The sequence below is a fragment of the Dorea sp. 210702-DFI.3.125 genome (assembly GCF_020560945.1).
GTDB classification, from domain to species: Bacteria; Bacillota; Clostridia; order Lachnospirales; family Lachnospiraceae; genus Dorea; species Dorea formicigenerans.
Genome location: NZ_JAJCNF010000002.1, coordinates 78,174 through 103,881, shown reverse-complemented (window position 1 = coordinate 103,881; position 25,708 = coordinate 78,174). Strand labels below are relative to the sequence as shown.

Annotated in this window: 28 protein-coding genes; 3 read left to right on the top strand and 25 right to left on the bottom strand. The window is 40.5% G+C overall.

Annotation, left to right across the window (positions count from 1 at the left end; genetic code table 11):
• Window positions 1-13: 13 nt before the first annotated feature.
• The 17 genes from argJ to pyrF all read right to left on the bottom strand — a co-directional run bounded on the left by argJ (window position 14) and on the right by pyrF (window position 15,345).
• A complete protein-coding gene (argJ, locus tag LI164_RS01605) occupies window positions 14-1,237 on the bottom strand; it encodes a bifunctional glutamate N-acetyltransferase/amino-acid acetyltransferase ArgJ (protein ID WP_227086649.1) in 1,224 nt (407 codons plus the stop codon).
• A gap of 130 nt (window positions 1,238-1,367) precedes the next feature.
• Window positions 1,368-1,811, bottom strand: a complete 444-nt coding sequence (locus LI164_RS01600) for a GNAT family N-acetyltransferase (protein WP_005337066.1) — start codon at window positions 1,809-1,811, stop codon at window positions 1,368-1,370.
• Window positions 1,812-1,835: 24 nt separating this feature from the next.
• Entirely contained in the window at window positions 1,836-2,876 is a 1,041-nt protein-coding gene (gene argC, locus LI164_RS01595) for an N-acetyl-gamma-glutamyl-phosphate reductase (RefSeq protein ID WP_005334447.1), read from the bottom strand.
• Between the two features lie 463 nt (window positions 2,877-3,339).
• On the bottom strand, window positions 3,340-4,587 hold the full coding sequence (locus LI164_RS01590; RefSeq protein WP_227086648.1) for a glutamate-5-semialdehyde dehydrogenase: 1,248 nt from the start codon (window positions 4,585-4,587) through the stop codon (window positions 3,340-3,342).
• Window positions 4,588-4,743: 156 nt separating this feature from the next.
• Window positions 4,744-6,018, bottom strand: coding sequence for a phosphoribosylamine--glycine ligase (gene purD / locus LI164_RS01585; protein WP_227086647.1), 1,275 nt, complete (start codon window positions 6,016-6,018; stop codon window positions 4,744-4,746).
• Window positions 6,019-6,100: 82 nt separating this feature from the next.
• Entirely contained in the window at window positions 6,101-6,724 is a 624-nt protein-coding gene (gene purN / locus LI164_RS01580) for a phosphoribosylglycinamide formyltransferase (protein WP_022279138.1), read from the bottom strand.
• Window positions 6,718-7,743 (bottom strand): phosphoribosylformylglycinamidine cyclo-ligase, encoded by a 1,026-nt coding sequence (gene purM, locus LI164_RS01575; protein ID WP_005334455.1) that lies wholly within the window; start codon window positions 7,741-7,743, stop codon window positions 6,718-6,720. Before purM ends, purN begins: the two co-directional genes overlap by 7 nt.
• A 48-nt stretch (window positions 7,744-7,791) precedes the next feature.
• On the bottom strand, window positions 7,792-8,304 hold the full coding sequence (gene purE / locus LI164_RS01570) for a 5-(carboxyamino)imidazole ribonucleotide mutase (RefSeq protein WP_005334457.1): 513 nt from the start codon (window positions 8,302-8,304) through the stop codon (window positions 7,792-7,794).
• A gap of 42 nt (window positions 8,305-8,346) precedes the next feature.
• On the bottom strand, window positions 8,347-10,395 hold the full coding sequence (locus LI164_RS01565; RefSeq protein ID WP_227086646.1) for an aminopeptidase: 2,049 nt from the start codon (window positions 10,393-10,395) through the stop codon (window positions 8,347-8,349).
• The gene (locus LI164_RS01560; RefSeq protein WP_005334460.1) at window positions 10,396-10,743 is read right to left on the bottom strand and encodes a DUF6142 family protein; all 348 of its coding nucleotides are present in this window, start codon (window positions 10,741-10,743) and stop codon (window positions 10,396-10,398) included. It lies immediately after the preceding gene.
• Window positions 10,727-11,191 (bottom strand): VanZ family protein, encoded by a 465-nt coding sequence (locus LI164_RS01555; RefSeq protein WP_117495091.1) that lies wholly within the window; start codon window positions 11,189-11,191, stop codon window positions 10,727-10,729. Before LI164_RS01555 ends, LI164_RS01560 begins: the two co-directional genes overlap by 17 nt.
• Before the next feature lie 56 nt (window positions 11,192-11,247).
• A complete protein-coding gene (locus LI164_RS01550) occupies window positions 11,248-11,400 on the bottom strand; it encodes a hypothetical protein (protein ID WP_005334464.1) in 153 nt (50 codons plus the stop codon).
• A gap of 76 nt (window positions 11,401-11,476) precedes the next feature.
• Window positions 11,477-12,157 (bottom strand): orotate phosphoribosyltransferase, encoded by a 681-nt coding sequence (gene pyrE, locus LI164_RS01545; protein ID WP_005337048.1) that lies wholly within the window; start codon window positions 12,155-12,157, stop codon window positions 11,477-11,479.
• 124 nt (window positions 12,158-12,281) lie between these two features.
• A complete protein-coding gene (gene crcB, locus LI164_RS01540) occupies window positions 12,282-12,641 on the bottom strand; it encodes a fluoride efflux transporter CrcB (protein WP_227086645.1) in 360 nt (119 codons plus the stop codon).
• A gap of 88 nt (window positions 12,642-12,729) precedes the next feature.
• A complete protein-coding gene (locus tag LI164_RS01535) occupies window positions 12,730-13,632 on the bottom strand; it encodes a dihydroorotate dehydrogenase (protein ID WP_227086644.1) in 903 nt (300 codons plus the stop codon).
• Entirely contained in the window at window positions 13,632-14,417 is a 786-nt protein-coding gene (locus LI164_RS01530; RefSeq protein ID WP_117495089.1) for a dihydroorotate dehydrogenase electron transfer subunit, read from the bottom strand. The genes LI164_RS01535 and LI164_RS01530 overlap by 1 nt, the downstream gene beginning before the upstream one ends.
• Window position 14,418: 1 nt before the next feature.
• Window positions 14,419-15,345 carry an orotidine-5'-phosphate decarboxylase gene (pyrF, locus tag LI164_RS01525; protein WP_005334472.1) on the bottom strand — a complete coding sequence of 309 codons (927 nt, stop codon included), beginning with the start codon at window positions 15,343-15,345 and terminating at the stop codon, window positions 14,419-14,421.
• A 299-nt stretch (window positions 15,346-15,644) separates the two neighbouring features.
• Here pyrF and LI164_RS01520 point away from each other — a divergent pair, with 299 nt between their 5' ends.
• The 3 genes from LI164_RS01520 (at window position 15,645) to LI164_RS01510 (ending at window position 18,277) form a co-directional block, all read left to right on the top strand.
• The gene (locus LI164_RS01520) at window positions 15,645-16,754 is read left to right on the top strand and encodes an ABC transporter ATP-binding protein (protein ID WP_005337043.1); all 1,110 of its coding nucleotides are present in this window, start codon (window positions 15,645-15,647) and stop codon (window positions 16,752-16,754) included.
• 103 nt (window positions 16,755-16,857) lie between these two features.
• Window positions 16,858-17,784, top strand: coding sequence for a CdaR family transcriptional regulator (locus LI164_RS01515; protein ID WP_227086643.1), 927 nt, complete (start codon window positions 16,858-16,860; stop codon window positions 17,782-17,784).
• The gene (locus LI164_RS01510; RefSeq protein ID WP_005334477.1) at window positions 17,777-18,277 is read left to right on the top strand and encodes a hypothetical protein; all 501 of its coding nucleotides are present in this window, start codon (window positions 17,777-17,779) and stop codon (window positions 18,275-18,277) included. Before LI164_RS01515 ends, LI164_RS01510 begins: the two co-directional genes overlap by 8 nt.
• Window positions 18,278-18,521: 244 nt before the next feature.
• Here LI164_RS01510 and LI164_RS01505 read toward each other — a convergent pair whose 3' ends face one another.
• The 8 genes from LI164_RS01505 to LI164_RS01470 form a co-directional block, all read right to left on the bottom strand.
• Window positions 18,522-19,718 (bottom strand): S41 family peptidase, encoded by a 1,197-nt coding sequence (locus LI164_RS01505; protein WP_227086642.1) that lies wholly within the window; start codon window positions 19,716-19,718, stop codon window positions 18,522-18,524.
• A 74-nt stretch (window positions 19,719-19,792) separates the two neighbouring features.
• Window positions 19,793-20,926 (bottom strand): murein hydrolase activator EnvC, encoded by a 1,134-nt coding sequence (locus LI164_RS01500; protein WP_022279131.1) that lies wholly within the window; start codon window positions 20,924-20,926, stop codon window positions 19,793-19,795.
• 33 nt (window positions 20,927-20,959) lie between these two features.
• Complete coding sequence (ftsX, locus tag LI164_RS01495; protein ID WP_005334484.1) at window positions 20,960-21,868, bottom strand: permease-like cell division protein FtsX; 909 nt, start codon at window positions 21,866-21,868, stop codon at window positions 20,960-20,962.
• Window positions 21,858-22,544: a cell division ATP-binding protein FtsE gene (ftsE, locus tag LI164_RS01490; RefSeq protein WP_005334486.1), complete on the bottom strand. Its 687-nt coding sequence runs from the start codon at window positions 22,542-22,544 to the stop codon at window positions 21,858-21,860. Before ftsE ends, ftsX begins: the two co-directional genes overlap by 11 nt.
• Window positions 22,545-22,561: 17 nt before the next feature.
• Window positions 22,562-23,650 (bottom strand): CdaR family transcriptional regulator, encoded by a 1,089-nt coding sequence (locus LI164_RS01485; RefSeq protein ID WP_227086641.1) that lies wholly within the window; start codon window positions 23,648-23,650, stop codon window positions 22,562-22,564.
• Between the two features lie 134 nt (window positions 23,651-23,784).
• Window positions 23,785-24,462, bottom strand: coding sequence for a WecB/TagA/CpsF family glycosyltransferase (locus LI164_RS01480; protein ID WP_005337028.1), 678 nt, complete (start codon window positions 24,460-24,462; stop codon window positions 23,785-23,787).
• Between the two features lie 126 nt (window positions 24,463-24,588).
• Window positions 24,589-24,783, bottom strand: a complete 195-nt coding sequence (locus LI164_RS01475) for a small, acid-soluble spore protein, alpha/beta type (RefSeq protein WP_005337026.1) — start codon at window positions 24,781-24,783, stop codon at window positions 24,589-24,591.
• Window positions 24,784-24,898: 115 nt separating this feature from the next.
• Window positions 24,899-25,708 (bottom strand): DUF4097 family beta strand repeat-containing protein, encoded by an 810-nt coding sequence (locus LI164_RS01470; protein WP_022279129.1) that lies wholly within the window; start codon window positions 25,706-25,708, stop codon window positions 24,899-24,901.

Below are 25,708 nucleotides of genomic sequence, written 5' to 3'. Positions count from 1 at the left end.
AATTATCTGTACTTTAACTTCTGTAATCTGCGTTAATATTGATATATTCATGTGTCAGATCACAGCCCCATGCGGTCGCACTGTAATCGCCCATTTTGATATCTGCCGTTGCTGTGATCTCAGGCTCAGATAAAATCTTTGTGGCTGCTTCTTCACTATAATCTGTTGCCACACCATTTTCAATAATCTGAAGCTTTCCAGCCTTACTTTCAAAGAACAGATCCACCTTTTCCGGATCAAACTGTACACCGGAATATCCCATTGCACAGAGAATTCTTCCCCAGTTTGCATCATGTCCGGCAATTGCAGCCTTTGTAAGATTGGAACATACAACTGATTTTGCAAGTGTCTTTGCCTGCTTTATACTCTCTGCTCCTACGACTTTCACCTCAAATAAAGCAGTCGCTCCTTCTCCATCTCCTGCCATTTTCTTGGCAAGTGTCTCGTTGACCATGTGAAGTGCCTCTTTAAATGTCTCATACTCCGGACTTGCGTAAGTGATCTCCTGATTGCCTGCCAGACCATTTGCAAGAAGAATTGCTGTATCATTGGTAGATGTATCTCCATCTACAGAAATCATGTTATAAGTATCTTCTACGTCTTCACTCAGCGCCTTCTGCAGTGCCTCTTTTGTAATTGCGGCATCTGTTGTGATAAATGCAAGCATCGTGCACATATTTGGGTGGATCATACCGGAACCTTTGGACATCCCTCCGATTGTGACTGTCTTGCCGCCAATCTCTATCTCAACTGCCATCTCTTTTTCTACTGTATCAGTCGTCATGATTGCAAGAGCTGCATCGTGTCCGCTCTGTAGACCTTCTGCTTTCTTTCCTGCCAGCACCTGGATTCCGTCCACCAGCTTTTGCATCGGAAGCTGCATTCCGATGACTCCTGTGGAACCAACCAGGACACCTGCTGCGTCAATATTAAGCGCTTTCGCTGCTGTCTCGGCTGTCTCTTTGCAATATCCCATGCCTTCTTCACCGGTACATGCATTGGCAATTCCTGAGTTTACAACAACTGCCTGCACGCCTGCGCCACTGTCTACTATCTGGCGATCCCATTTAACCGGGGCTGCCTTTACAACATTTGTTGTAAAGGTTCCTGCAGATACACAAGGCACCTGGCTATAGATCAATGCCATGTCGGTACGTCCCTGATATTTAATCCCTGCGGCTGTACTTGCAGCCTCATATCCCTTCGCAGCTGTTACGCCGCCTTTTATCTGTTTCATATATTCCTCCTGAAGTTTCCTTCTATTTATTCACTTATTTTACAAAGCTTTTTCTTCATATTCAAGAATGCCTCGGCATTCTTATGATGCCTGCAGATTGCTCTGCACTTCGCACTTGCCTCATTCTCAGTTACTGAATAAATGCAGTGATATTCGCCTCATTTAATATAAAGTCGTAATAATTCAAATCTTCCCGCTTCTTCCAGCCAATCTCTTTCCAGAATGCATTTCCTATATCATTCTTTGTAAATGCAATTAAAGAAACGTTGTTGATTCCTTCTGTTTTTAGTGCTTCCATTGCAAATACAACCATTGCTTTTCCGATTCCGCGCATGCGGTATGCTTCATCCACACAGACATGATAGAGACACCCTCTTCTTCCATCATGTCCACATAAAATAGCACCAACAATCTTATCATCTTCAACTGCCACCACACTCGTTGTTGGATTTCTCTTTAAGAAGCGCTCCACACCTTCTTTTGAATCATCCACACTTCGAATTCCAAAACCATGTATTTTCATCCAAAGATCATGCACCTGTTCATAATCTTCAATTGTCATTGTTCGTATCATTTTATTTCTCCCCTCAGATTTGTTCTATGGGAACATCGGAACAAGTTCCAGTCCTTCGCTTTCCGGAAGTCCGAAAAGAAGGTTCATATTCTGAACCGCTTGTCCAGCTGCACCTTTTACAAGGTTATCGATGGCTCCCATCATAACAATACGGTTCGTTCTTGGATCCAATTTGAATCCGATATCTACATAATTGCTGCCTTCTACCCATTTTGTCTCCGGACATACGCCTTCACCAAGCACACGCACAAACTTCTCGTCTGCATAATATTTATCATAAATTGCTTTTACTTCTTCACCTGTTACATCTTTTTTCAATGTAGCATACTCTGTTGCCAGTATTCCACGATTCATCGGAACAAGATGTGGTGTGAAACTGATGGTCACATTTTCACCTGACGCATATCCAAGCTGTTCTTCAATCTCCGGTGTATGTCTGTGAGATGCTACACCGTAAGCTTTCATGTTCTCATTGACTTCACAGAAAAGATTTGGAACCTTTGCTCCTCTTCCTGCTCCGGAAGTACCGGATTTCGCATCTACAATGAGTGTCCTCATATCAATGATCCCTTCTTTTGCCAGCGGATATGCTGTCAGAATAGAGCAAGTTGTATAGCAGCCCGGATTAGCGATCAGTCTTGCGCCTTTTACTTTATCACGGTTCACTTCGCAAAGTCCATAAACAGCTTCTTCAATAAATTGCGGACTCTTGTGCTCGATACCATACCATTTTTCATATACCTTAACATCTTTGATACGGAAATCTGCACTTAAATCTACAATTTTTGTCTTGCCTAAAATATTCTCGTTAATGACAGAAGCCAGAAATCCCTGAGGAGTCGCTGTAAAAATCACATCTACCTGATCTGCCAATGCTTCGATATTGTCATCCATGCATTTTGCATCTACAATCTGAAACATATTGCGATATACATCTGCATACTTCTGATCAATATAGCTTCTTGAGCCATACCACACAATTTCTGCCTCCTTATGTCCCATTAAAATACGAACGAGTTCTCCACCTGCATAGCCTGTGGCTCCGATGATTCCTACTTTTATCATTTTTGTACCTTCCTTATATTATAAAATCTAAAACTATCATTGTATACACTTCAATCCATGTGCATGATTATACAACTTATATGTATAATATTCAAGTGTTTATGCATAACTTTTTAATATTATGCATATTATCCAATCTCATGAATACTTTTGCACAATTTCACAGCATATTTTAATCTTTACTCTTTATCCTTCTGCCTGTAAAAGTGCGACATATGATAAACTTTCGTCCCCAAGTCTACCTCTTAATTCTCTCTAAGAAACTTGCAAAATTCGTAGAACTCCATATTTGCTATCGAAAGTATTATGACCGTCCGACTTTGCATTATGGAGACAAGACTGTAAAAATCATGGTAGTCTTTACTGACATGATTTTTGTTCTGTCAGGCTTGTCGGAATGCTTTGTGCAACGGAGTGACGGCTCAAATACTTTCGTAAGCAAATTCATAGTTTTTTCTGTTTCTTACGGGCGAATCTGTCCATCTCCAAAAATCACATACTTTGTCGTAGTGAGTGCTTCTAATCCCATTGGTCCTCTTGCATGCAATTTCTGTGTGCTGATTCCTATCTCTGCTCCGAATCCGAATTCAAATCCGTCCGTAAATCTGGTCGATGCGTTGACATAAACTGCTGCCGCGTCAATCTCGTCCTGGAATTTTAGTGCATTTGTATAATCTTTTGTAATAATGGACTCGGAATGTCCGGTATTGTATTTGTTAATATGTGCAATTGCCTCTTCTATGGAAGAAACAATCTTCATGGAAATGATCGCATCCAGGTACTCTGTGCCCCAATCTTCTTCTGTTGCCGTCACAATCTCCGGTACAATCTCGCGAGTACACTCATCCCCCCGGACTTCTACGCCTTTTTCACAAAGCGCTTTATAAATAACCGGAATGGCCTGTTCTGCGATTTTTTCATGAACCACAAGTGATTCACATGCATTGCATACGCCGAGACGCTGTGTCTTTGCATTGACAACAATCGGGACTGCCATGTCAAGGTCTGCAGTCTCGTCCACAAAAATGTGACAGTTTCCGGTTCCTGTCTCAATAACCGGGACCGTACTGTTCTGCACTACATTTGCAATGAGTCCTGCTCCTCCTCTTGGTATCAATACATCAATATATTTATTTAGCTTCATCATTTGATTGACAACTGCACGATCTGTATTTTCAACAAGAAGAATCGCATCCTCTGGAAGATTACATTTTTTCAAACCTTCCCGAATCGCCTTTGTCACGGCAAGATTGGAATGGATTGCATCAGAACCTCCACGTAGGATTACAACATTTCCTGTCTTAAAGCAAAGTCCAAAAGCATCTGCCGTTACGTTCGGGCGCGATTCATAAATGATTCCGACTACCCCAAGTGGAACCACTCTTTTTCCAATACGAAGGCCATTCGGTCTGACCTTTTCCCACAATGTTGCACCAATTGGGTCTTCCAGATCAGCAATCTGTCTGAGACCTTCAGCCATTCCGGCAATTCTTTCTTCCGTCAGGCGAAGACGGTCAATCAGAGATGCTTTCATACCGTCTTTCTCAGCTTTTTCAATATCCTTTTCATTTTCTGCCATAAGATAGCTTTTCTGATTTTCCAGTTCTTCCGCTACTCTTCGAAGTCCTTCATTTTTCTGATTTTGGGAAAGATGCTGAACCTGTGCAGAAACTGATTTTGCACGCTTCCCAATCTCGTGTATGTAATCCATATGACGCCCTCCTGCTTCTATTGTACTTGTTCTTTTTAACAAAATGCCTTTTCCTATACGAAAATAGACAAGACTTACATCTTGTCTATTTTATCTTATCCTTTTGAAATGATTTGTCAAGTTTTTACTTCCAGTCAAACTTCCGATAATAGTAAACTAAGCTTCATCAATAGCTTTTCCAATATCATGTCTCATATACTTATTGTCAAATTTTACCCATTCTGTTGCTGCATAAGCATTAGCTCTCGCTTCTTTCAAGTTCTTTCCTTTTGCTGTCACACCAAGGACACGACCTCCGTTTGTAACGATCTGGTCTCCGTCAAATTTTGTTCCGGCATGGAAGCAATAGTAACCATCGTGTTTATCAAATTCCTCCAATCCTATGATTGGCAGACCTTTGTCATATTTTACCGGATATCCGTCACTTGCAAGCACGACACACACTGCTGCATTGTCTTCAAACTGAAGGTCGATCTGATCCAATGTTCCATCAATGCAGGCTTCCATGACTTCAATAATATCATTCTTCATTCTTGGAAGTACGACCTGAGCCTCCGGATCTCCAAATCTGGCATTATACTCCAGTACTTTCGGTCCGTCTGGTGTCAGCATGAGTCCGAAGAAAATAATTCCTTTGAATGGGCGGCCTTCTGCTTTCATAGCATCGACTGTTGCCTGATATACATATTTGTTGCAGAAATCTTCAACTTCCTTTGTATAAAATGGACTTGGTGAAAATGTTCCCATTCCTCCAGTGTTGAGTCCAGTATCTCCATCTCCGGCACGCTTGTGATCCTGAGCACTTGTCATGGTCTTAATTGTGTTGCCATCTACAAAAGAAAGTACGGAAACTTCACGACCTGTCATAAATTCTTCAATGACCATCTCATTTCCTGCAGAACCGAATTTCTTATCCATCATAATCTCTTTGACACCATCTTTTGCTTCCTCCAGTGTATTGCAGATCAAAACTCCTTTCCCAAGAGCCAGTCCATCTGCTTTTAATACAATTGGAAATTTTGCCTCTGTCTCCAGATACTTAATTGCCGCATCCGGATCTGTAAAATTCTCATATGCTGCAGTTGGGATATTGTATTTTTTCATTAAATCTTTTGAAAATGCTTTGGAGCCTTCCAGAATTGCTGCATTTTTCTTTGGACCGAATGCACGAATCCCTGCTTTTTCCAGTTCATCTACAAGGCCGCCTACAAGCGGATCGTCCATTCCTACAATTACAAGATCTACTTCTTTTTCCTTAGCAAAGGCTACAATCTTATCGAACTCCATCGCTCCGATAGGTGCACATTCTGCCAGTGCTGCAATTCCGGCATTTCCCGGTGTACAGTAAATCTTATCGACCTTCTCACTCTTTGCAACACTTTGTGCAATTGCATGCTCTCTTCCGCCGCCACCTACGATTAATACTTTCATTTTATTCCCTCCTGCTGCTTTTACGATATAGGTTTTCATGCATCAAAACGAACTGCAAGTTTCCCTACAGTTCGTATTCTTACTATATAATATGAGTTCTTCCATCCTCTACTTTTACTTTTCCATTTGCGATCAAGTCAATTGCTTTCGGAAGTATCTTCCACTCTGCCTGCTCCATGACACGTCTCTGCAATACTTCCGGTGTATCTCCTTCTTCAACTTCCACTGCCTTCTGTAAAATAATCGGACCGGTGTCTGTTCCTTCATCTACAAAATGAACCGTCGCGCCCACAACTTTGACTCCTCTTGCGAGTGCTGCCTCATGAACTTTCAATCCATAATAGCCTGTTCCGCAAAATGACGGAATGAGAGACGGATGGATATTAATGATGCGATTGCGGTATTTTGCAATCATTTCTGGCGGAATCACTACAAGGAATCCTGCCAGCACAATCAGATCTGGATTCAGTTCATCCATCTTCTCCAGAAATTTCTGATTGAATGTTGCTCTGTTGGCATAATCTTTTGGGGAAATGCAGCAATTTGCAATTCCATGTTTTTTAGCCCGCTCAAGTGCATATGCATTTTTATTATTGCTGATCACGCCTGCAATCTTCGTATTCGTAATTGTCCCATTTTCCACCGCATCAATAATAGCCTGAAGATTCGTTCCGCCACCAGATACAAGAACTACTACATTTAACATAATGTAACTCCCTTTTCTCCAGCCTCAATATGACCAATCACATACGGTTTGTCTCCTGTTGCTTTAATTGCTTCCATAGTCTTATCTACATCAGCCGGATCAACTGCAACAATCATTCCGATACCCATGTTGTATGTATTATACATCGCATGCTCATCAACATTTCCATCTTTTGCAAGTTTTGTGAAAATTGGCGGGATTGGATAGCTGTCTTTTTTAACAACCGCTTTCACTCCATCAATCAGCATTCTTGGCACATTTTCATAGAAACCGCCACCTGTAATATGGCTGCATGCTTTTACAGTCACACCTGCATTTTTAATGCTCTTTAATGCTTTCACATAAATTCTGGTCGGAGCAAGAAGTGCCTCGCCAAGTGTTGTTCCAAGATCATCATAATATGTGTCCAGAGACTCTTTTGTCATGTCAAATACTTTTCTTACAAGAGAAAATCCATTGCTGTGCACTCCTGTAGATGCCATACCGATCAGAACATCTCCGTCTTTTAAATTCTCACCTGTGATCATATCCTTCTTATCACATACACCAACTGCAAATCCTGCAAGATCATACTCATCCTCCGGCATCAGTCCCGGATGTTCCGCAGTCTCGCCACCGATCAGTGCTGCTTCTGACTGGATACATCCTTCTGCCACACCACTTACGATAGAAGCAATTTTCTCTGGATAATTCTTTCCACATGCAATATAATCCAGGAAGAATAATGGTTCTCCACCTGCACAAGCGATATCATTTACACACATTGCAACTGCATCAATTCCGATAGTATCATGCTTGTCCATGATCATAGCCAGTTTTACTTTTGTTCCACATCCGTCTGTTCCTGAAAGAAGAACCGGCTCTTCCATTTCTTTAATCTTTGCAAGAGAAAATGCACCGGAAAATCCACCAAGACCGCCAAGTACTTCTTCGCGCATAGTTTTCTTTACATGCTCTTTCATAAGTTCTACTGATTTGTAACCAGCCTCGATATCCACACCTGCATTCTTATAATCCATAACTCGTCTCCTTATGTACGTTTATTGTATTTTTATTTACTGATCTTTTTACTTAGATGCCAGATATGCCTCATATCCAACTTCATCTAATTTTGCTGCTTTTGCTTTCACTGCCTCTTTCTGTCCGGTTGTATAATCTTTTAACTTCTGAAGTAATGCGTCATCGGAAGCTGCAAGGATCTTTGCCGCAAGAATCGCTGCATTCTTTGCTCCGTCAATTGCTACTGTTGCTACCGGAACTCCCGGTGGCATCTGCATAATAGAAAAGACTGCGTCCATTCCGTCCAGATTCTTTCCCGAAAGCGGAACCCCGATAACCGGAAGGGCAAACAATGCTGCACACATTCCCGGAAGGGCTGCTGCCATTCCAGCTCCCGCAATCATAACTTTCATTCCGCGTCCTTCTGCACTGCGTGTCCACTCGATCAGTTCATCCGGCTCACGGTGTGCGGAGATGATTGTCATCTCATAATCAATTCCTAATTCTTCCAGCATGACTGCTGCTTTGCTCATGACCTTAAGGTCTGAGTCACTTCCCATTATAATTCCTACTCTTGGCATAGCATTCACCCTTTCTTATAAGTTCAACAAATAAATCATACCCTATTTATTAGAATTTTTCAATGGTTCATTTAAAATCTCTGTGCCCGGAAGCACAAATATTCCGTCACGGATAATTTCTATCTCGTTTCCATCCGCGCATTCTACGGTAATACTCTTCAATTCTTCATAAGGAATCGTAATATCTGTATGACAATGGAAATATGCTGCTGAGACGTCTTCTTTTCTCTGAATGGATACCGAATTATCTCTTGCCACAATTTCTTTGCCATTTGGATTGTATACTTTAATGTCCTCTGCCCAGCTATAGCATGTGTCGCCAACTGCAAAATGCGGTCCCATTTTCTCGGCGATCAGAATTGGCATCTTATCGGCAATATTGTATTTCTTCGCTGCTACATACGCAGTCGTGTTCGTACCGATTGCAAATTCGCCAAGCGGCAATGTCGGGTGACGATAAAGAACATTATCTAAAAAGTATTCTTTATTCTCCAGTTCATGTTCAAAGTTCTTGCAGCTGTAATCTGCCACCATTCCATTTGAAAACGTTACTTCCAGATCTTTGTATAATAGTTCATTCAGGTAAACCTGACTTACATGAAGAACCCCGTTCGTTCCTTCCAGAACCGGTGATGCAAAAACTTCTCCCACTGGGATGTTAACATCTGCCACGCAGTTTTCAAAAATCGTCTCCTTCTTTGGATCTTTCAATTTATAAAGCTGCACCCGAAGATCTGTATGGTTACCGTTGTTTCCAAGAATGTGCACACTTGTTCCCTGATCTAATGCATCAATAATGGTCTGTTGAACCCTCTCATAAACTTTTGCATCTAATGTATTGATCTTGATAATCTCATCAAAAATCTCTTCGTACTGATCTCCAATCTCCGGAACAGGATACGCTACGATTGTGAAACTTCTCTCGTCTCCCGGAATATAGCTATTTACAATCTGACTGGATTTACTGTCATATTCAAGCGAGATTTCCTTCTGCTTATCATTAAGCTTTACCGCCTCTGATTTTGACACTGGTGTAAATGGCTCCTCGCCAAATGTCTCCATGCATGCCGGACCTGCATGACGTCTTGCCAGGTCTTTATACTGTTCGTAAGTTGTCCGCATGACTTCCAGCTTCCGTTCCATGAACTGGCGATCTAAGATCAGTGCCTGATCGTCCTTGTGGTCATACTCGTACTGCTTATTTGCAATACCTCCGTAATATCCGATTTTCAAATGCTGCCTCTTTGTAAGGACACTGACACCGGCACGGTAAATCGTCGGCTTTAGTCCCATTTTCCGAAAATTCTCAATAGCAATCCGAATCACCCGCTCGAACCCAAGCGTATAGCGAATATTGACTGTTGCTTTCTTTGACAGATTCTTGCCTGTATTTACAAATCCAATCCGGTAACCTTCTGTATACACATCTGCCATTTTCTGTATTGTCTCAAGTGGCAGCTCATTCAGGTGCATGGCAGTGCGCTTCTCGTTTTCACTGACATACTCTCCGTAATAATAGAGATAACGCACATCATTAAAATCACTGTTCATAATCAGATCCGCAGCAAAATTATCTTCCGGGTCAATCTGTTCTTTGATGCGGTCTGCCAAAAATACGTCACAATAATCGCTGGCATACCAATAAATCGTCTGTCTCACATGCTCATATTCCGGCTCGTTTTCTTCCTCAAACTGATTATAAACTTCAATGAATAATTCAAACAAAATATCTAGATATTCTGTTTTCTTTTCAAATGCATATGGAATCACACCACGAAGTTCTGTATATAGAAAACTCAAAAGCCGGCCGTATTCTATGCCGAATTTTTCTGTTGCAAATGCCGGATTGGCATAACTTGTCTTATAATGCTCTCCAAGCACGTCATCATACAAATGTGTATTCCAACACTCTAATTCTTCAATTGAAAACTTATAATACTCACCATTTTCAATTTTTTCTTTTAATTTATCAACTAAAAGTGCAAAATCAGCCAGTGTCCGAAAATAATCCCGGTATTTTTCACTGACTGTATTTTCACCCTTTATATTCTCAATTCTCTCGATTGCTAATTCATATCTCATCTCTGTCATCTACACAAGCCCCCTGATAAATATTGCTGCAACTCCTGCAAGAACCAATCCATTTACCCCGATTCCGACTTTGCAGGTTATGTATTTCTTATCTCGTTCATTCAGACCCCGAAGTCCGAGTCTGAATCCATAAACTGCCAGTGCAAGCAGTGCAAAACAAAGAAATCCTACGATTATATTTACATTTCCCTTCATCAGAAATGACACAAGAATCATCACAATTAAAATCACTGCACAAAGCACAGCCATCATGCAGGATTGGATTCCCTTTCTCGCATGTTTCAAAGTCTTCTGGCCATATTTTGTATTTACACGTCTGCTTCGTTTTTTCTTATCTTTTCCGAACATGTCTCCTCCTTATTGCTACACAGATCACAAATATAATATGACCTGCAACTCCTCCGATCGTGTTAAGTAGAATATCATCTACGTCGAAGCTTCCGACTTTCGTAAGAAGCTGAAATGTTTCTACACACAAGCTTAATCCAAAGCTCCAGAACAGTGTAGCAAAACAGCTACGATATTTGCTTGCCATAGGTAAAAAGAACCCGAATGGTATAAATATAATTACATTTCCAAACAGGTTCGTGAACATAGCAAAAAATCCCAACTGATGCCGGTACTGCCAAAATCTCTTGATTTCTTTGAACAGGACGAGATTATAATGGTATTCTTGCATCTCGCCCGTTCTGCCATACCAGTCGGAAAATATAAGAAAATATATCAGGAACCCGATGTAAAGGACAAATAATACTTTCCCAAGTCCTCTGAGTGCCTTTCTTTTTCTGGAATTCAAAAATATTGCTTCCTTTCCGTCCAGTCAAATGTCTTATCCTCTGATCTTATCAGATTTTAAAACGTAAGTCCTTTTTTGTCTTTTAATAACTTTGCTCCGCTGACAATGGAGATAATTCCTGCAGCCACGCCTGTGACCATCACAATGATCCCGACTGTGATTCCGGCCGCACCTGCAAGGCTCATTGTCTTATATGCCTTCTCGTTCATATTATCCTCTTTCTATTTCTTATCATTCAAACCCTGTCAGGGCTTTGTGATGCCTACGGATTGCTACGTGCTTCATTTATTTTGCACCGTACTGCTCATAGTATGCGTCGATTGCTGCCTTCAATGTATCGTCGATGACAACTTTTCCCTGACACTCTTTGTTATACAGATGCTCTACTACATCTGCCATACTTACAATTGCTGCTGTTTCAAATCCATACAGGTCTTTGATCTCATCAAGGGCACATTTTTCTCCGCCTTTTCCAACTTCCATACGGTTCAAAGATACCATAAGTCCTACAATTGTAACATCAGCAGCTCCCTTTACCTTCGGAACAGTCTCTTCCATAGATTTTCCGGAAGTTGTTACGTCCTCGATCATAATCACACGGTCACCATCTTTTAACTTGCTTCCAAGAAAGCTTCCCTTATCTGCACCGTGATCTTTCTCTTCCTTACGATCAGAACAATAACGAACCTCTTTTCCATATAATTCACTGTAAGCGATTGCTGTTACAACTCCAAGCGGGATTCCCTTGTATGCAGGTCCGAACAGTACATCAAAGTCATCTCCATATGTCTCATGAATTGCTTTTGCATAATACTCTCCGAGCTTCTTAAGCTGTGAACCAGTCACATATGCTCCCGCATTCATGAAGAATGGGGACTTTCTTCCACTCTTTAATGTGAATTCTCCAAATTTGAGCACATCGCTCTCTACCATAAAGTCAATAAATTCCTGTTTGTAAGCTTCCATTGTTATTCTTCCTCCATATTCTACAGGTGCATATACCTGATACGTTCTTTTATTTCTTTCTATCTTACCATACACTGTAGACATTTTCAAACTGTAACTGTTCCAAAAACTTATCGATTCTTCTCTACAAAAACTGCGTAAGCACTACTGCCAACATGCCTCCTGCCACACTAAACACAATATACAGTAGTCCACTAAGAATATCACCTTTTTGAATCAACGTCACGGACTCTAATGCAAATGTAGAAAATGTAGTAAAGCCTCCACACACACCAGTTTTTAACATCAATGTCATCTCCAGAGAAAGTTTACTGTATTTTCCACTTAGCATCACAATAATTCCAATCAAGAAACAGCCCACAATATTAGTAAGCAATGTTTTTATCGGGAATCCATCACCACACTCCATCGGAAGCATGCTCACTCCATAACGGAGCATAGACCCAACCATACCACCAATACCAACTAAAAATACATTTAACATTTCTTTTGCCTTTCATACAAAATGCCACTGAAAATTACATTCTGCAATCTCAGTGGCATTTTAACACTATTTTTATACCGTTTTTATACTACTCCACAATGCCAACCATGTCAGCCACGTTCTCAAAGCCGTTTTTCTTCATATAAGCTTCGATTCCGTCAATGACATCCATAGTCACTGCAGGATTATGGAAGTTTGCTGTTCCGACAGATACTGCGCTCGCTCCTGCTAAAATAAACTCAATTGCATCTTCTGCACTTGCGATTCCGCCCATTCCGATGATTGGAATATTGACTGCATGTGCTGCCTGGTATACCATGCGCACAGCTACCGGTTTCACGATTGGACCTGACACTCCTCCTGTCTTATTTGCCAGCGCAAATGTCTTGCGGTTGATGTCAATCTTCATACCTGTCAATGTATTAATTAAAGAAATTGCATCTGCTCCACCCGCTTCTGCAGCTTTTGCTATCTCAGTAATATCTGTTACGTTCGGTGTCAGCTTCATAATAATCGGCTGTTTTGCGATTTTCTTAATATCTGCGGTAAGCTTCTCTACATTCTTTGCATCCTGCCCAAATGCCAGAAATCCAGCGTTAACATTTGGACATGAAATATTGATTTCCATCATGTCAATCGGCTCATCTGCCAGACGTTCTACAACTCTGAAATATTCTTCCGGTGCATGACCGCATACATTTACAATAATCTTCGTGTCATACTTCTGAAGATAAGGAATATCTCTTTCGCAGAACAGATCAATTCCAGGATTCTGAAGTCCGATTGCATTCATCATACCGCCGTAAACTTCTGCCACACGCGGGGTCGGATTACCAGTCCATGGCACATCAGCTACACCTTTTGTCGTGATAGCTCCCAGTTTATTCAGATCCACAAATTCAGAAAATTCTTCTCCGGAACCAAATGTTCCAGATGCTACTGTAACCGGGTTCTTCCATTCTACTCCGGCGATGTTTACATTCATATTCATTAGATTTCCACCTCCGTAGCAAGGAATACCGGACCATCTTTACAGATTCGCTTGTTGCACACATTGCTGTGGGCATCTTTCTCTTTTGTCTTGCACACACAGCCAAGACAGGCACCAATTCCACATGCCATACGCTCTTCCAGAGATATATAGCATACAATCTTATGTTCCTCGGCATACTGCTTGATCGCACGAAGCATAGGAGTCGGTCCACAGGCATAGATCATATCCGCTTCCAGTCCATTTTCACGGATTGCGTCCATAACATTTCCCGTTGTTCCGACACTTCCATTCTCTGTGGAAATGTATAACTCACCGTTCTGCTCGAACTCTTCCTTTAAAAATGTCTGTGCATCACGATAGCCTACGACAATCTGTTTTTTGTCACATTTCATCTGTTTTGCAAGTTCCAGAATCGGTGGTACACCAATTCCTCCACCCATAAGAAATACTTTCTTTCCTTCAGCCGCTTCAAACGGAAATCCATTTCCAAGAGGTCCGATGATCGGGATTGCATCTCCTGTTTTTAACTTTGAAAATTCTTCTGTTCCTGTATTCTCTCCAGTCACTCTGTATACAACACGAAGGCGACTGTCTTCTTTGTTAATCTCACAGATACTGATCGGACGAGGCAATAACTTTGTTGCATCCTTTGTATACATAGAAATAAACTGTCCAGGTCTGGCGCTCTGCGCTGCCTCTGTATGAATCCACATACTGAAAATCCCATCAGCGATCTGCTCCTGAGAAACAACCATTGCCTGTTCTTTTTTCTTATCCGCCATCTTATCTTGCCTCCAATGCGCCTCTAATATCAGCAACCATGTCCTCTACTGCTGCTCTGGATGCATCTGCAAATGCTTCTTCACCATAGTTTGCGTATTTTTCCTGCTTGTATGCCGCAATGATTCCACGAGAAGAGTTTACGATTGCTCCAAGTCCATCTTCATTAAAGAAATGTACCAGGTCTTTTCCTTTTCCTCCCTGCGCACCATATCCCGGCACAAGGATGTAAGATTTCGGCATCACTTTACGAAGTACTTTTCCCATCTCCGGATAAGTAGCTCCGACAACTGCTCCAATGTAGCTGTACTCGTCACCCATGCAGTCTTCTCCCCACTGTGCAACTTTTTCACCGACCAGCTCATAGAGTGGACGTCCGTCAATCATCTGATCCTGGAACTCTCCACTTGACGGGTTAGAAGTCTTAACAAGGATAAAAAGACCTTTCTTTTCCTCTTTGCATACATCTATAAACGGATTCACACCGTCAGATCCAAGATATGGATTGACTGTCACAAAGTCCTCATCAAATGGTGCGTAAGTCTTGCTTCCTACCTGCACTTTACCAATATGTCCAACCGCATAAGCAGAAGATGTTGATCCGATATCTCCACGTTTGATATCTCCGATTACAACCAATCCTTTTGATTTACAGTAATCTACTGTTTTCTTAAATGCAACAAGTCCCGGAATACCGAACTGCTCATACATAGCGATCTGAGGTTTCACAGCTGGAATCAGATCATAAGTCTTGTCCACAATTTCCTTATTGAACTGCCATATAGCCTCTGCAGCTCCCTCAAGTGTCTCACCAAACTCAGCAAACGCCTTCTTCTGGATATGCTCCGGAATATATTTTAACATTGGATCCAGACCAACCACGATCGGTGCGCCCGTCTTCTTAATATTCGCAATTAACTGATTAATCACAATCTCATCCTCCTGCTTCTATCTTTATTACTTTTGTTAGAAATTACATATTTAATTTATTTTACCACACTAGTAGCTCACTTGACAAGAAATCAATCCCTCTTTGCATTTTAAACAGTTAATCTAATATTTTATCAAATAATCTTTATAAAACAAAATATCAGATTCAACTAGTCAAAATGTACATCATTTCACCAATTTTTTAGTCACTGCTTACATTGTACCTCCCTCCCATTTGTTCTATACTGATATCAGATTACAAGAGAACTATTTATTTTCTTTAAGGAGGATTACACAAAATGGCAAGTTTATCATTAGAGGGAATCCAGAAAGTATATTCTAATGGATTCCAGGCAGTTAAAGACTTCAATCTTGAAATCGCTGACAAAGAGTTCATCATCTTCGTTGGACCTTCCGGATGTGGAAAATCAACAACACTTCGTATGATCGCAGGTCTTGAGGATATTTCCGGCGGTACACTGAAGATTGACGGAAAAGTAATGAATAATGTAGAGCCAAAAGACAGAGATATCGCTATGGTATTCCAGAACTACGCTCTTTATCCACATATGACAGTATATGACAACATGGCATTCGGACTGAAACTTCGTAAAGTACCAAAAGACGAAATCGACAAAAAAGTTCGCGAGGCAGCAAGAATCCTCGACCTTGAGAAACTTCTTGACCGTAAGCCAAAAGCTCTTTCCGGTGGACAGAGACAGCGTGTTGCTATGGGACGTGCAATCGTTCGTAAACCAAAGGTATTCCTTATGGACGAGCCTCTTTCAAACCTGGATGCAAAACTTCGTGTTCAGATGCGTATTGAGATTGCAAAACTGCATGAGAATTTAGGTGCTACAATCATCTATGTAACACATGACCAGACAGAGGCTATGACTCTTGGTACAAGAATTGTTGTTATGAAAGATGGAGTTGTTCAGCAGGTAGATACACCTCAGAACCTCTATACAAAACCATGCAACCTGTTCGTAGCTGGATTCATCGGATCACCTCAGATGAACTTCTTAGATGCTGAAGTTAAGGTTAATGGATCTGATGTTACACTTTCTGTTGGTGGACATGAGCTTCCAGTGCCAGCTGATAAAAAACAGGCTCTCATCGATAAAGGATATGCCGGAAAGACAGTTATCCTCGGAATCCGTCCGGAGGATGTACATGTTGCAGCTACATTTACAGGTGAGAATGCAGGTACTGTTCACTCTACAATTAACGTATATGAGCTTCTTGGAGCTGAAGTATTCTTATACTTCGATGTTGCAGGAACTCAGGTAACTGCAAGAGTTGGTTCCGGAACAGAGCTCAGAAGCGGAGATAAAGCTTCCTTCACATTTGACATGAGCAAGATCCATATCTTCGACAAAGAGACAGAGTTGACGATTTCAAACTAATCGTATAAAATAACAATAACGGTTCTACTGTTATGGAAGATACAATGAAAGAGCTGTACGAAGGTGCAGCTCTTTCTAATTTATGCAAAAGAGGGTTATTTTTATGGAGCAATCTCAGGAACTTTCCAAAGCATTAGAAGAGCTTACACGGGCAACCGGCATCGCTTTGGATATTCACATACAACCGGAAGATTCCAAAGAGAAGATAGATGAGTCAATCCGGCAGATTCGTTCTCTTTGTGCTGCTTATAAAGAGAAGTATAACAAGAATTATTTTTTGTTAAATCTCATGACAGGTACTGCACAGGATTGCGAGATTAGTGAACGTGCCGCCAGATTACATATTCGTGCTGTAAAACCTCGTTATCTTTTTTTGCTCGAATCCTCAAAAAAAATGGACGAAACAGTTACAGAGGTATTGAAACAGTTGTTTCCATTTCAAGAAAAAATATATATCGTTCCTGTAAATGAATTTCAACTTGCAATGCTTTATCCGGCAAAAGATGGCTGCACATCCGAAGATATTCACGATCTGGCACATACCATGATCGATACTCTGAGTATGGAAGCGCTGACTCATGTACAGATTGCCTACAGCGATCTTATTCCCGATCTGCACGCCCTGCCTTCTGCTTATAAACAGACTGCGCTTGCATTGAGAGTTGGTAAACTTTTTTATTCAGAACAATCTGTATTTCCTTTTAACAAGTTAGGGATTGGACGATTGCTTCACGAGTTGCCCGAAAAACTTTGCGAAGATTTTCTTTTTGAGATATTCGGTGATATAACTTCCGAACATTTAGATAAGGACACTTTAGCTGCCATCGACAAATTCTTCCAGAACAACCTGAACATTGCAGAAACTGCACGACAGCTTCATATGCATCGCAATACACTTATTTACCGACTGGAACAAGTCGAAAAAAGAACAGGTCTTGACCTTCGTCAGTTCGAGGACGCTATGACCTTTAAAATTGCGATCATGATACTGAATTACTTACAATCAGAAAGGAATGTTTCACATGAATGATAATTTTCATGAACAACTTATAACAAAAAAACAAAAAGGAAATCCGTTAGTTATTCGCATCATCGTTGTAGTTTTCATAATTTTATTTTTAACGATCGGTGCTCTGTTTCTAGGATTTCTGTCTATTATCATCGCTGTAGTACTTGGTGTTACTGCTTATTTTTACATTTTTCCAAATCTTAGTGTTGAGTATGAGTATTCACTGGTCAACCATGAACTGGATATCACCGCAATTTACAGCAAGTCAAAAAGAAAAGAGCTCTGCTCTTTTGATATCAAAGAAGCTGAGATGATTGCCCCAAAAGGATCCAGTAAGCTTGCTTCTTTTAAGCCAGTAAAAACCTGCGATTATACTTCCGGAGAGGGAAATGCGGCAATTTATTCCATCATTATTTTTCTAAATCAGCAGATGTATAATATTCTGATTGAGCCTGACGAAAAAATGATTGCCGGAATCCGGCCGTGGATGGGATCAAAATTTTCACAGTTTTAAGAACAACGAATGTGCCTTGGCACATTCTCACGCCGAGCGCGGTCGCTTGCGACATAATTCTTATTCGCGCGAGTGCGCATCCTGCCGGAGGCTTTTAGTATAATAGGAAATGCAATTTCCTATTATACTAAAAAAGGTCCACCGGACCTTTTTGTCGTATGCTTGGCAACTTAATTGGGGACGTAGCATTTTAAAAGTTTGCTACGTCCCCATCTGCGATTAACGGTGTCCCCAATTGAGCTGCTTACTGCATCTCTCCCTGTAGGGTTTCAATTGCTTTATTCAACTGATTATCTGCTTCCGGATTGTTTTCATCTGCCTGATAATCAATTGCTACATCCGGTGTAATTCCTTTTCCATCAATATCCTGACCTTTTGCCGTAAAGTATTTGGCAATTGTAAGTTTCACACAAGTTCCGTCTTTCAAATCAAAGATCTGCTGTACAACACCTTTTCCATAAGTTTGCGTTCCCACAATTGCACCCAGATCATAATCCTGGATCGCACCTGCAAAAATCTCAGAAGCACTGGCGCTATATTGATTTACAAGAACAGTCATTGGAATATCGATTTGATGCTCTTCATCTGATGTGAAGTCTTCTTCTTTTCCGTTTTTGTCTTGAGTATATACAATCTTTCCTTCTGGAAGAATCTCATCTAATATTTTACACACAATACTCAGACTTCCGCCTGGATTACTTCTCACATCTACGACCATTCCTTTCATTCCCTGGTTTTTCAGGTCATTATAGGCATTCTTATATTGGTCATATGTCACGGAATCAAATTCTGTAATTCTAAGATACCCAATTCCATTATCCAGCATCTTAGAGCTTACTGTAGGATACTCAATCGTATCGCGGGTTGCTGTTACTGCAACCTCTTCTCTGTCGTCACCTCTAAGAACTGTCAAATTAACATCCGTTCCCTTTTCTCCTTTTATCTTACTGACGACTTCTGTCAGATCTTTTCCTGTCACTTCCTCATCTTCTACTTTATAGAGAATATCATTATCCTTCATTCCAGCCTGTTCTGCAGGTGAACCTTCATATACCTGACTGATGGTAATGATTCCAGTCTCCTTATTCTGCGACATCACCGCACCAATACCGTCATATTCTCCATCTGTAGATTCCTGAAAACTCTTCGTAGCTTCTTCATCATAATATACAGAATACGGATCATTCAATCCGGCAATGTATCCTTCGTAAATTCCCTGCTGAAGTTCATCTTGATCTACATCTTTCAGATAATACTGGTTAATCAAAGATTCCAGTTTTTCCAGCTTTTTATCGGTCTCTGAACTGATTGCTTCTGTTGTATATTTCTCTCCACTGTTGCTGTTTTTTGCTTTTAATCCACATGATACCAGTCCTGCTGCCAATAACATGGCAAGGGCGCCACAAAGCGCCCCCTGTAAAAATCCTTTTTTATTTTTCATATTTTTAGTCCCGTCTGTCTTAAATTCAATTTGATTCAAGAACGCCTCTGCAATCCTGCCAGAGGCTTATTTTTCTACAAGTAATTCATCGGATTTACCGGTGTTCCATTGTTCATCACCTGAAAATGCAGATGCGGTCCCGTAGAGTTTCCTGTTGTTCCTACTTGCCCGATATTCTGTCCTTTACTGACCTTCTGTCCTGCTGACACAAAAATTGTATTGCAGTGCATATAATAAGTCAGAAGTCCATTTCCATGGTTAATAATAATCAAATTTCCAGCCTTACCACTGTAACCTGCTGAAGTTACAGTTCCGGCTGCTGCTGCATAAATCGGTGTTCCAGTTGATGCTGCAAAATCAACTCCTTTGTGATTTGTACTGGCTCCGGCAAGTGGCGCATTACGATATCCAAATGTGCTGGAAATACGACTATATCCCGGACAAGGATGCGTAAACATTCCATTTCCACTGACTACAGCTCCTCCCGCACTTCCACTATTATTGTTCTTCTTTGCTGCTGCAGCTGCGGCTTCTTTTTCTTTCTGTTTTCTTGCCGCCTCTTCTGCGGCCGCCTGAAGTTCTGCAAGCTTTTGATTCGTCTGCTCCAGTTCTCCGCTGATACTTGAAATCTCGCTTTCCTTGCTTGCTTTCAAGCTCTCGACATTCGTTTGCTTTGCAATCAGATCATTCTGCAGGTCTTCTAGTTTTGCATACTCCTCTTCCAGTGCAGCCTGCTGTTCCTGAACTTTCTTGCGAATCTGCTGATATGCCACCAATTGTTCTCTGTCATATGATGATATAGTGGAAATATATTCTGCATTATTTAAAAATTCGCTAATATCTTTTGACTGACATAAAATATCAACAAATTTAGTATTTCCATTCTCATACATATATTTGATACGCTTTTTCATACTCTCATATTGATCATTTTCCTGAGCCTGAGCCTCAAAAAGCTCCTCTTCTTTCTGCCCCAGCTCTTCTTCCTTCTGAGAAATCTGATTTTTCGTATCTTCCATCTCCGAAACAATTGCCATAAGCTGCGTTTCCAGTGACTTCTGTTCCGATTCTGCCGCTTCCTTCTGTTTTTGAAGTTCTTCAGCCTTTTGCTTCGTGTCATCAATCTCTGCTGCTCTTACTTGTGTCGACATTCCCAGGCATAATGTACCGATCAGTAAAGCACTGATAATTTTCTTCCCCTTTATCATATGTACCCCCTTATCAATTCAGTACGTATGTTATTATACTTTCAGATGTTTTCTGATTGTAAAGAAACTTCCTACAAAACCGATTCCCACTCCCAAAAGAATTCCTACTGGCAAAAGTGTTCTATATACTTGTGTGACCGGAAGGAAATTAATGATATTCTGAAGAAGATGGAACTTCTCAAGAATATAGTGAATTGCCTTCTCATATACAAAGTACAGAATTCCAAGTGGAATCACAGCTCCGATCGCTCCGATGAGCAATCCTTCAAACACGAACGGTGCTCGGACAAATCCATCCTTCGCTCCGATATATTTCATAATAGCTATCTCTTCTCTTCTGACAGTAATACCCATGGTAACTGTATTACTGATCAGGAAAATAGATACCGCTAACAGAATTCCAATAATGGCAACTGATACATAACCTACCAGTTTATTTACACTGGTCAGCGTCTTCGCAACGACATCTGATTTATTGACTTTACGGACTCCATCCAGGCTTTCTGCAAAACTTACTACATCTTTCTGTTTGGAAACATCAGACATATATACTTCATAGTTATCAGAATTTGCAAGCGGATTATCATCTTTAAATCCTTCTGCTGCTTCTTCTGATCCCTGGAAATATTGTTTCTGGAACTTTGCCCATGCTTCATCACCACTCACATAAGTGACGCTTAATACTCCGTCTTCATTCTTAAGCTGAGCTCCAATGTTATCTTTTTGTTCCTGTGTTGCTTCTTGATCAAAAAATACCGTAATGGCAACTCCCTCTTCTGCCTTCTGTACGATATAATTAAAATTCATAACAATAGAATAAAACAGGCCAAACAGGAAAATACAAGCTGACATAGTCGCAATAGATGCAATGGAAAACATCTTATTTCTCCCTATGTTCTTGACACCCTGCTTCATAGAATATCCAAAAGTACTAATTTTCATTATTATACCCACCTTTTTTCTCGTCGCTTACAATGACTCCCTTTTTCATCGTAACAACTCGCTTCTTCATCTCGTTTACAATTTCCTGATTATGAGTTACGACCAAAACGGTAGTTCCTCTGTCATTCGCCTCCTCCAAAAGCTTCATGATCTCCCATGAATTTGTCGGATCCAGATTTCCTGTAGGCTCGTCAGCGAGAAGAATCGCCGGTTCATTCACGATTGCTCTTGCAATCGCTACTCTTTGCTGCTCTCCACCGGATAACTCCTTTGGAAATGCTTTGTACTTCTGTGCAAGTCCCACCAGTGACAATGCTGCCGGTACTTTTTTCTTGATCACTCTTGCAGAGGTCTCTGTAACTCTTTGTGCAAAAGCAATATTCTCATAGATATTACGATCCTTTAAAAGTCTGAAATCCTGGAACACTACTCCAATATTTCTTCGGTACATCGGAACTTTTCTATGGCGCATGCGGCCCAGATTATGTCCGTTCACAACAATAGTACCTGATGTAGGCTCCAGCTCCTTCATGATCAATTTGATAAGTGTTGACTTGCCTGATCCACTGTCACCTACGATAAATACGAATTCGCCCTGCTCGATCTTAAGGTTGATACCATTTAGCGCAGAGATTCCCTTCGAGTACTCTTTGGTTACGTCCTTTAATTCGATCATAGTTTCCTCCTAATTATTTAATATTCCATCGATTCCATATACTTCATATATTTCACTACCATAAGAGCGATTTTAAAAGTAATGGCATCCTCAAACACACGAAGATCAAGTCCTGTGCTCTTCTGAAGTTTATCCAGTCTGTATACAAGCGTATTACGATGAATATACAGTTGTCTGGATGTTTCTGATACATTCAGGTTGTTCTCAAAGAACTTATTAATAGTTGCTAATGTCTCTTCGTCGAAGTCATCTGGCGATTTCCCCTCAAAAATCTCACGGATGAACATCTTACAGAGTGGAATCGGCAACTGATAAATCAATCTTCCGATTCCAAGCGCACTGTAAGCAATAACATTTCTCTCACTGAAGAATATCTTACCTACATCAAGCGCCAGTTTCGCCTCTTTATAAGACTTAGATACCTCTTTGATATCATGTACGACGGTACCATATGCGATCAGGGCGTCTTCTTCCTCATTATCTTTCAACAGTGTCAGATAACCGTTCGCCATCTTTTCAAGTTCCTTGTGCCCGTCTTCAAGCTCAAGTTCCTTCACAATGATAATATTCTTCTCATCTACTGCTGTCACAAAATCTTTTGATTTGTTTCCCAGAAGATTACGTACATTATCAAGAGCATTGCTGTCCTTCTCATGATCCGTCTCAATTATAAATACAACACGACGCACTTCTGTGTCAATATGTAATTTTTTGGCACGATTGTAAATATCTACAAGAAGCAGGTTATCCAAAAGCAGATTCTTAATGAAATTATCCTTGTCAAAACGCTCCTTATATGCAACTAACAGATTCTGGATCTGAAATGCTGCAATCTTTCCAACCATGTACACATCATCACTGCCACCATTCGCCAACAGCACATATTCCAACTGATGTTCTTCAAAGATCTTAAAAAACTGATATCCACGCACAACCTGGCTATCTGCCGGAGAATCCACAAAGGCCAGCACTTCTTCTTCATAATTCTCCTGTTCTGTCATCGTACTTGCAAGCGGTTTCCCATCTGTATCCATCACACAGAAGTCAATTCTTGTAATTCCTTTCAATCCTTCAATTGTGTTTTGAAGTATCTGATTAGATATCATATCCATCTCCTCCACTCATATCAATATGCATTTTTCACAACAAAGTGCCCTGTTTTTTAGTAAAAGAGCATATTCTCAAATTCTATATTAATATATTTTGACAAAAAAATAAAGAGAAAACTACAGTTTTTTTGTTAGTTTCCTCTTTTTTTACTCTTTTCAATTTCCTTCTTAAAAATCTGTTTCATAAAAAACTGACCGATTCTACCCCCACCAATGCCTTTCGCTGCCACTGGAATTCCATCTTTTCCAAGTCCAAGCCATACTCTTGCATTCATCACATTACGATTCTTGGAAATCAGTTCTTCCTGCAGCGGTGAAGAAAGTGCCGACAAGACACAATCTACTTCCTCGCCATTAATCGCATTGATCAGCATATCATCTGCCCGATTCTTTGCAGATACTTTCGCCATACCTACAATCTGGGTTCCTCTGTAATACTCTTCAAAATGTCCGAACATCTTCTGTCCTTCTTCTTCCGATTCCACCAAAAGATATACCCGCTTATGCTTTCTTGCCAGATATCTTAAAAACATCTTTAAAAATGTCTTATCTTGCGTCTCTCGCAGACACTTGTGATCTGTAATCTCAGCTGCTTCCAGAATTGTCTTGTTACCAGCCAGTATAAGGTCGAAATTCTCGATCTCTTCTTTTAACTCAGCCTCTGTTCCCAGTTCCATAAGACTTTCTATCGTCACAAGTTCGATTACACTCACCAGATCCGATTCCATATAAGCAAGCGCTTCCTGCATAGCTTCTTTTGCTGTAAAATTATCAATGGATATATCTAAAACACTTATCTTTTTGCTCATAATCTCACTCATATTTGTCAACATCTTGTAGCTGTTCGATTATAGCAAACGATTCTATGTTTTTCAAGGTTTCTTGTAAAATGTTCACATTTGTTAATATTCGTAATATTTTTTGTAATATTTTTGTTACTTCTTACTTCGATTTTTCCTTTTTCTGGCAAGTATTCCACCAATTCTCCCGGTTTCTTTTGATGACAACGATTTCCAACCATCTTTCATAACCCTATCTAAAAGTCCTAACTCATCGGCTATCTCATATTTCATCTTCTCTTCTTCTGTAAGCTGATCCAGACGAACTGGTGTATCCTTCTTTTTTGCCATGGCAAACTCCTTTCCTTCATATGGCCGAAACATATTTTTCTACACCAGTATTGTTAACACATCTGTATTTCTTATTCGCCAAAACATTTACCTTCGGCTTATTTTTTCACATTTCCTATGATTGTTCTGCCTGAAATTGAACATTTACCTCCCCAACTCCACATTCAATTGACATTGTCTTATCGGACTGATTTTCAATCTGATATTCACTTCCAATCTCCGTAAATTCTCTTTCACCACACACAATACTTCCTATGTCGCAATTCAGATCATAATTATAATCTGTCTCATTACCGATGGCAGTAAAGTTAATCTCTCCGACGCCACTTTCAAGATCTGCATCTCCCAGTGTCTTTCCGAGCGCTTCGATCAGCCCCATATCACAATTCATTGTCAGATCATTTGTCAGGAAAGAATCCACTTGAACCTCACCGGCATCTACATCTATATCTAAATCTTCTGTATGGATATCTTCTATATAAATGCTGCCTGCACTCAGATTCATCTCTACTTCTTCCAGCTTATATCCTTCTGGAATATAAATATATATTTTTGCATCTTGTGCATGATTTCGCGCGTAAATCCAGTTCCAGACTTTTTTATTTGTTGTAATATTTAATACTCCCTCTTCTTCATAACACTTAAACTTAAGACTTTTGGATATTTTTTGTGTTTCTACAGTAATCTCCTGCTGTTCTTTTGGTGCTTTTAATATTTTTATCTCGCCTGTTGCTATGTCAAGATCCAATTCTCGGATGCCCTGATAGCTTTCCTGAATATTCGGACTATAAGTCTCTTTTATTGGAGCACGTTCTTTCACTATTTCCATCGTTGCGCCCATTCCCAGTCCAATGCCTAAAAGTGCAATACCGACTACCAACGTAATACCACAGGTCAGCCAGAATATTTTCCACCCTTTTTTCAT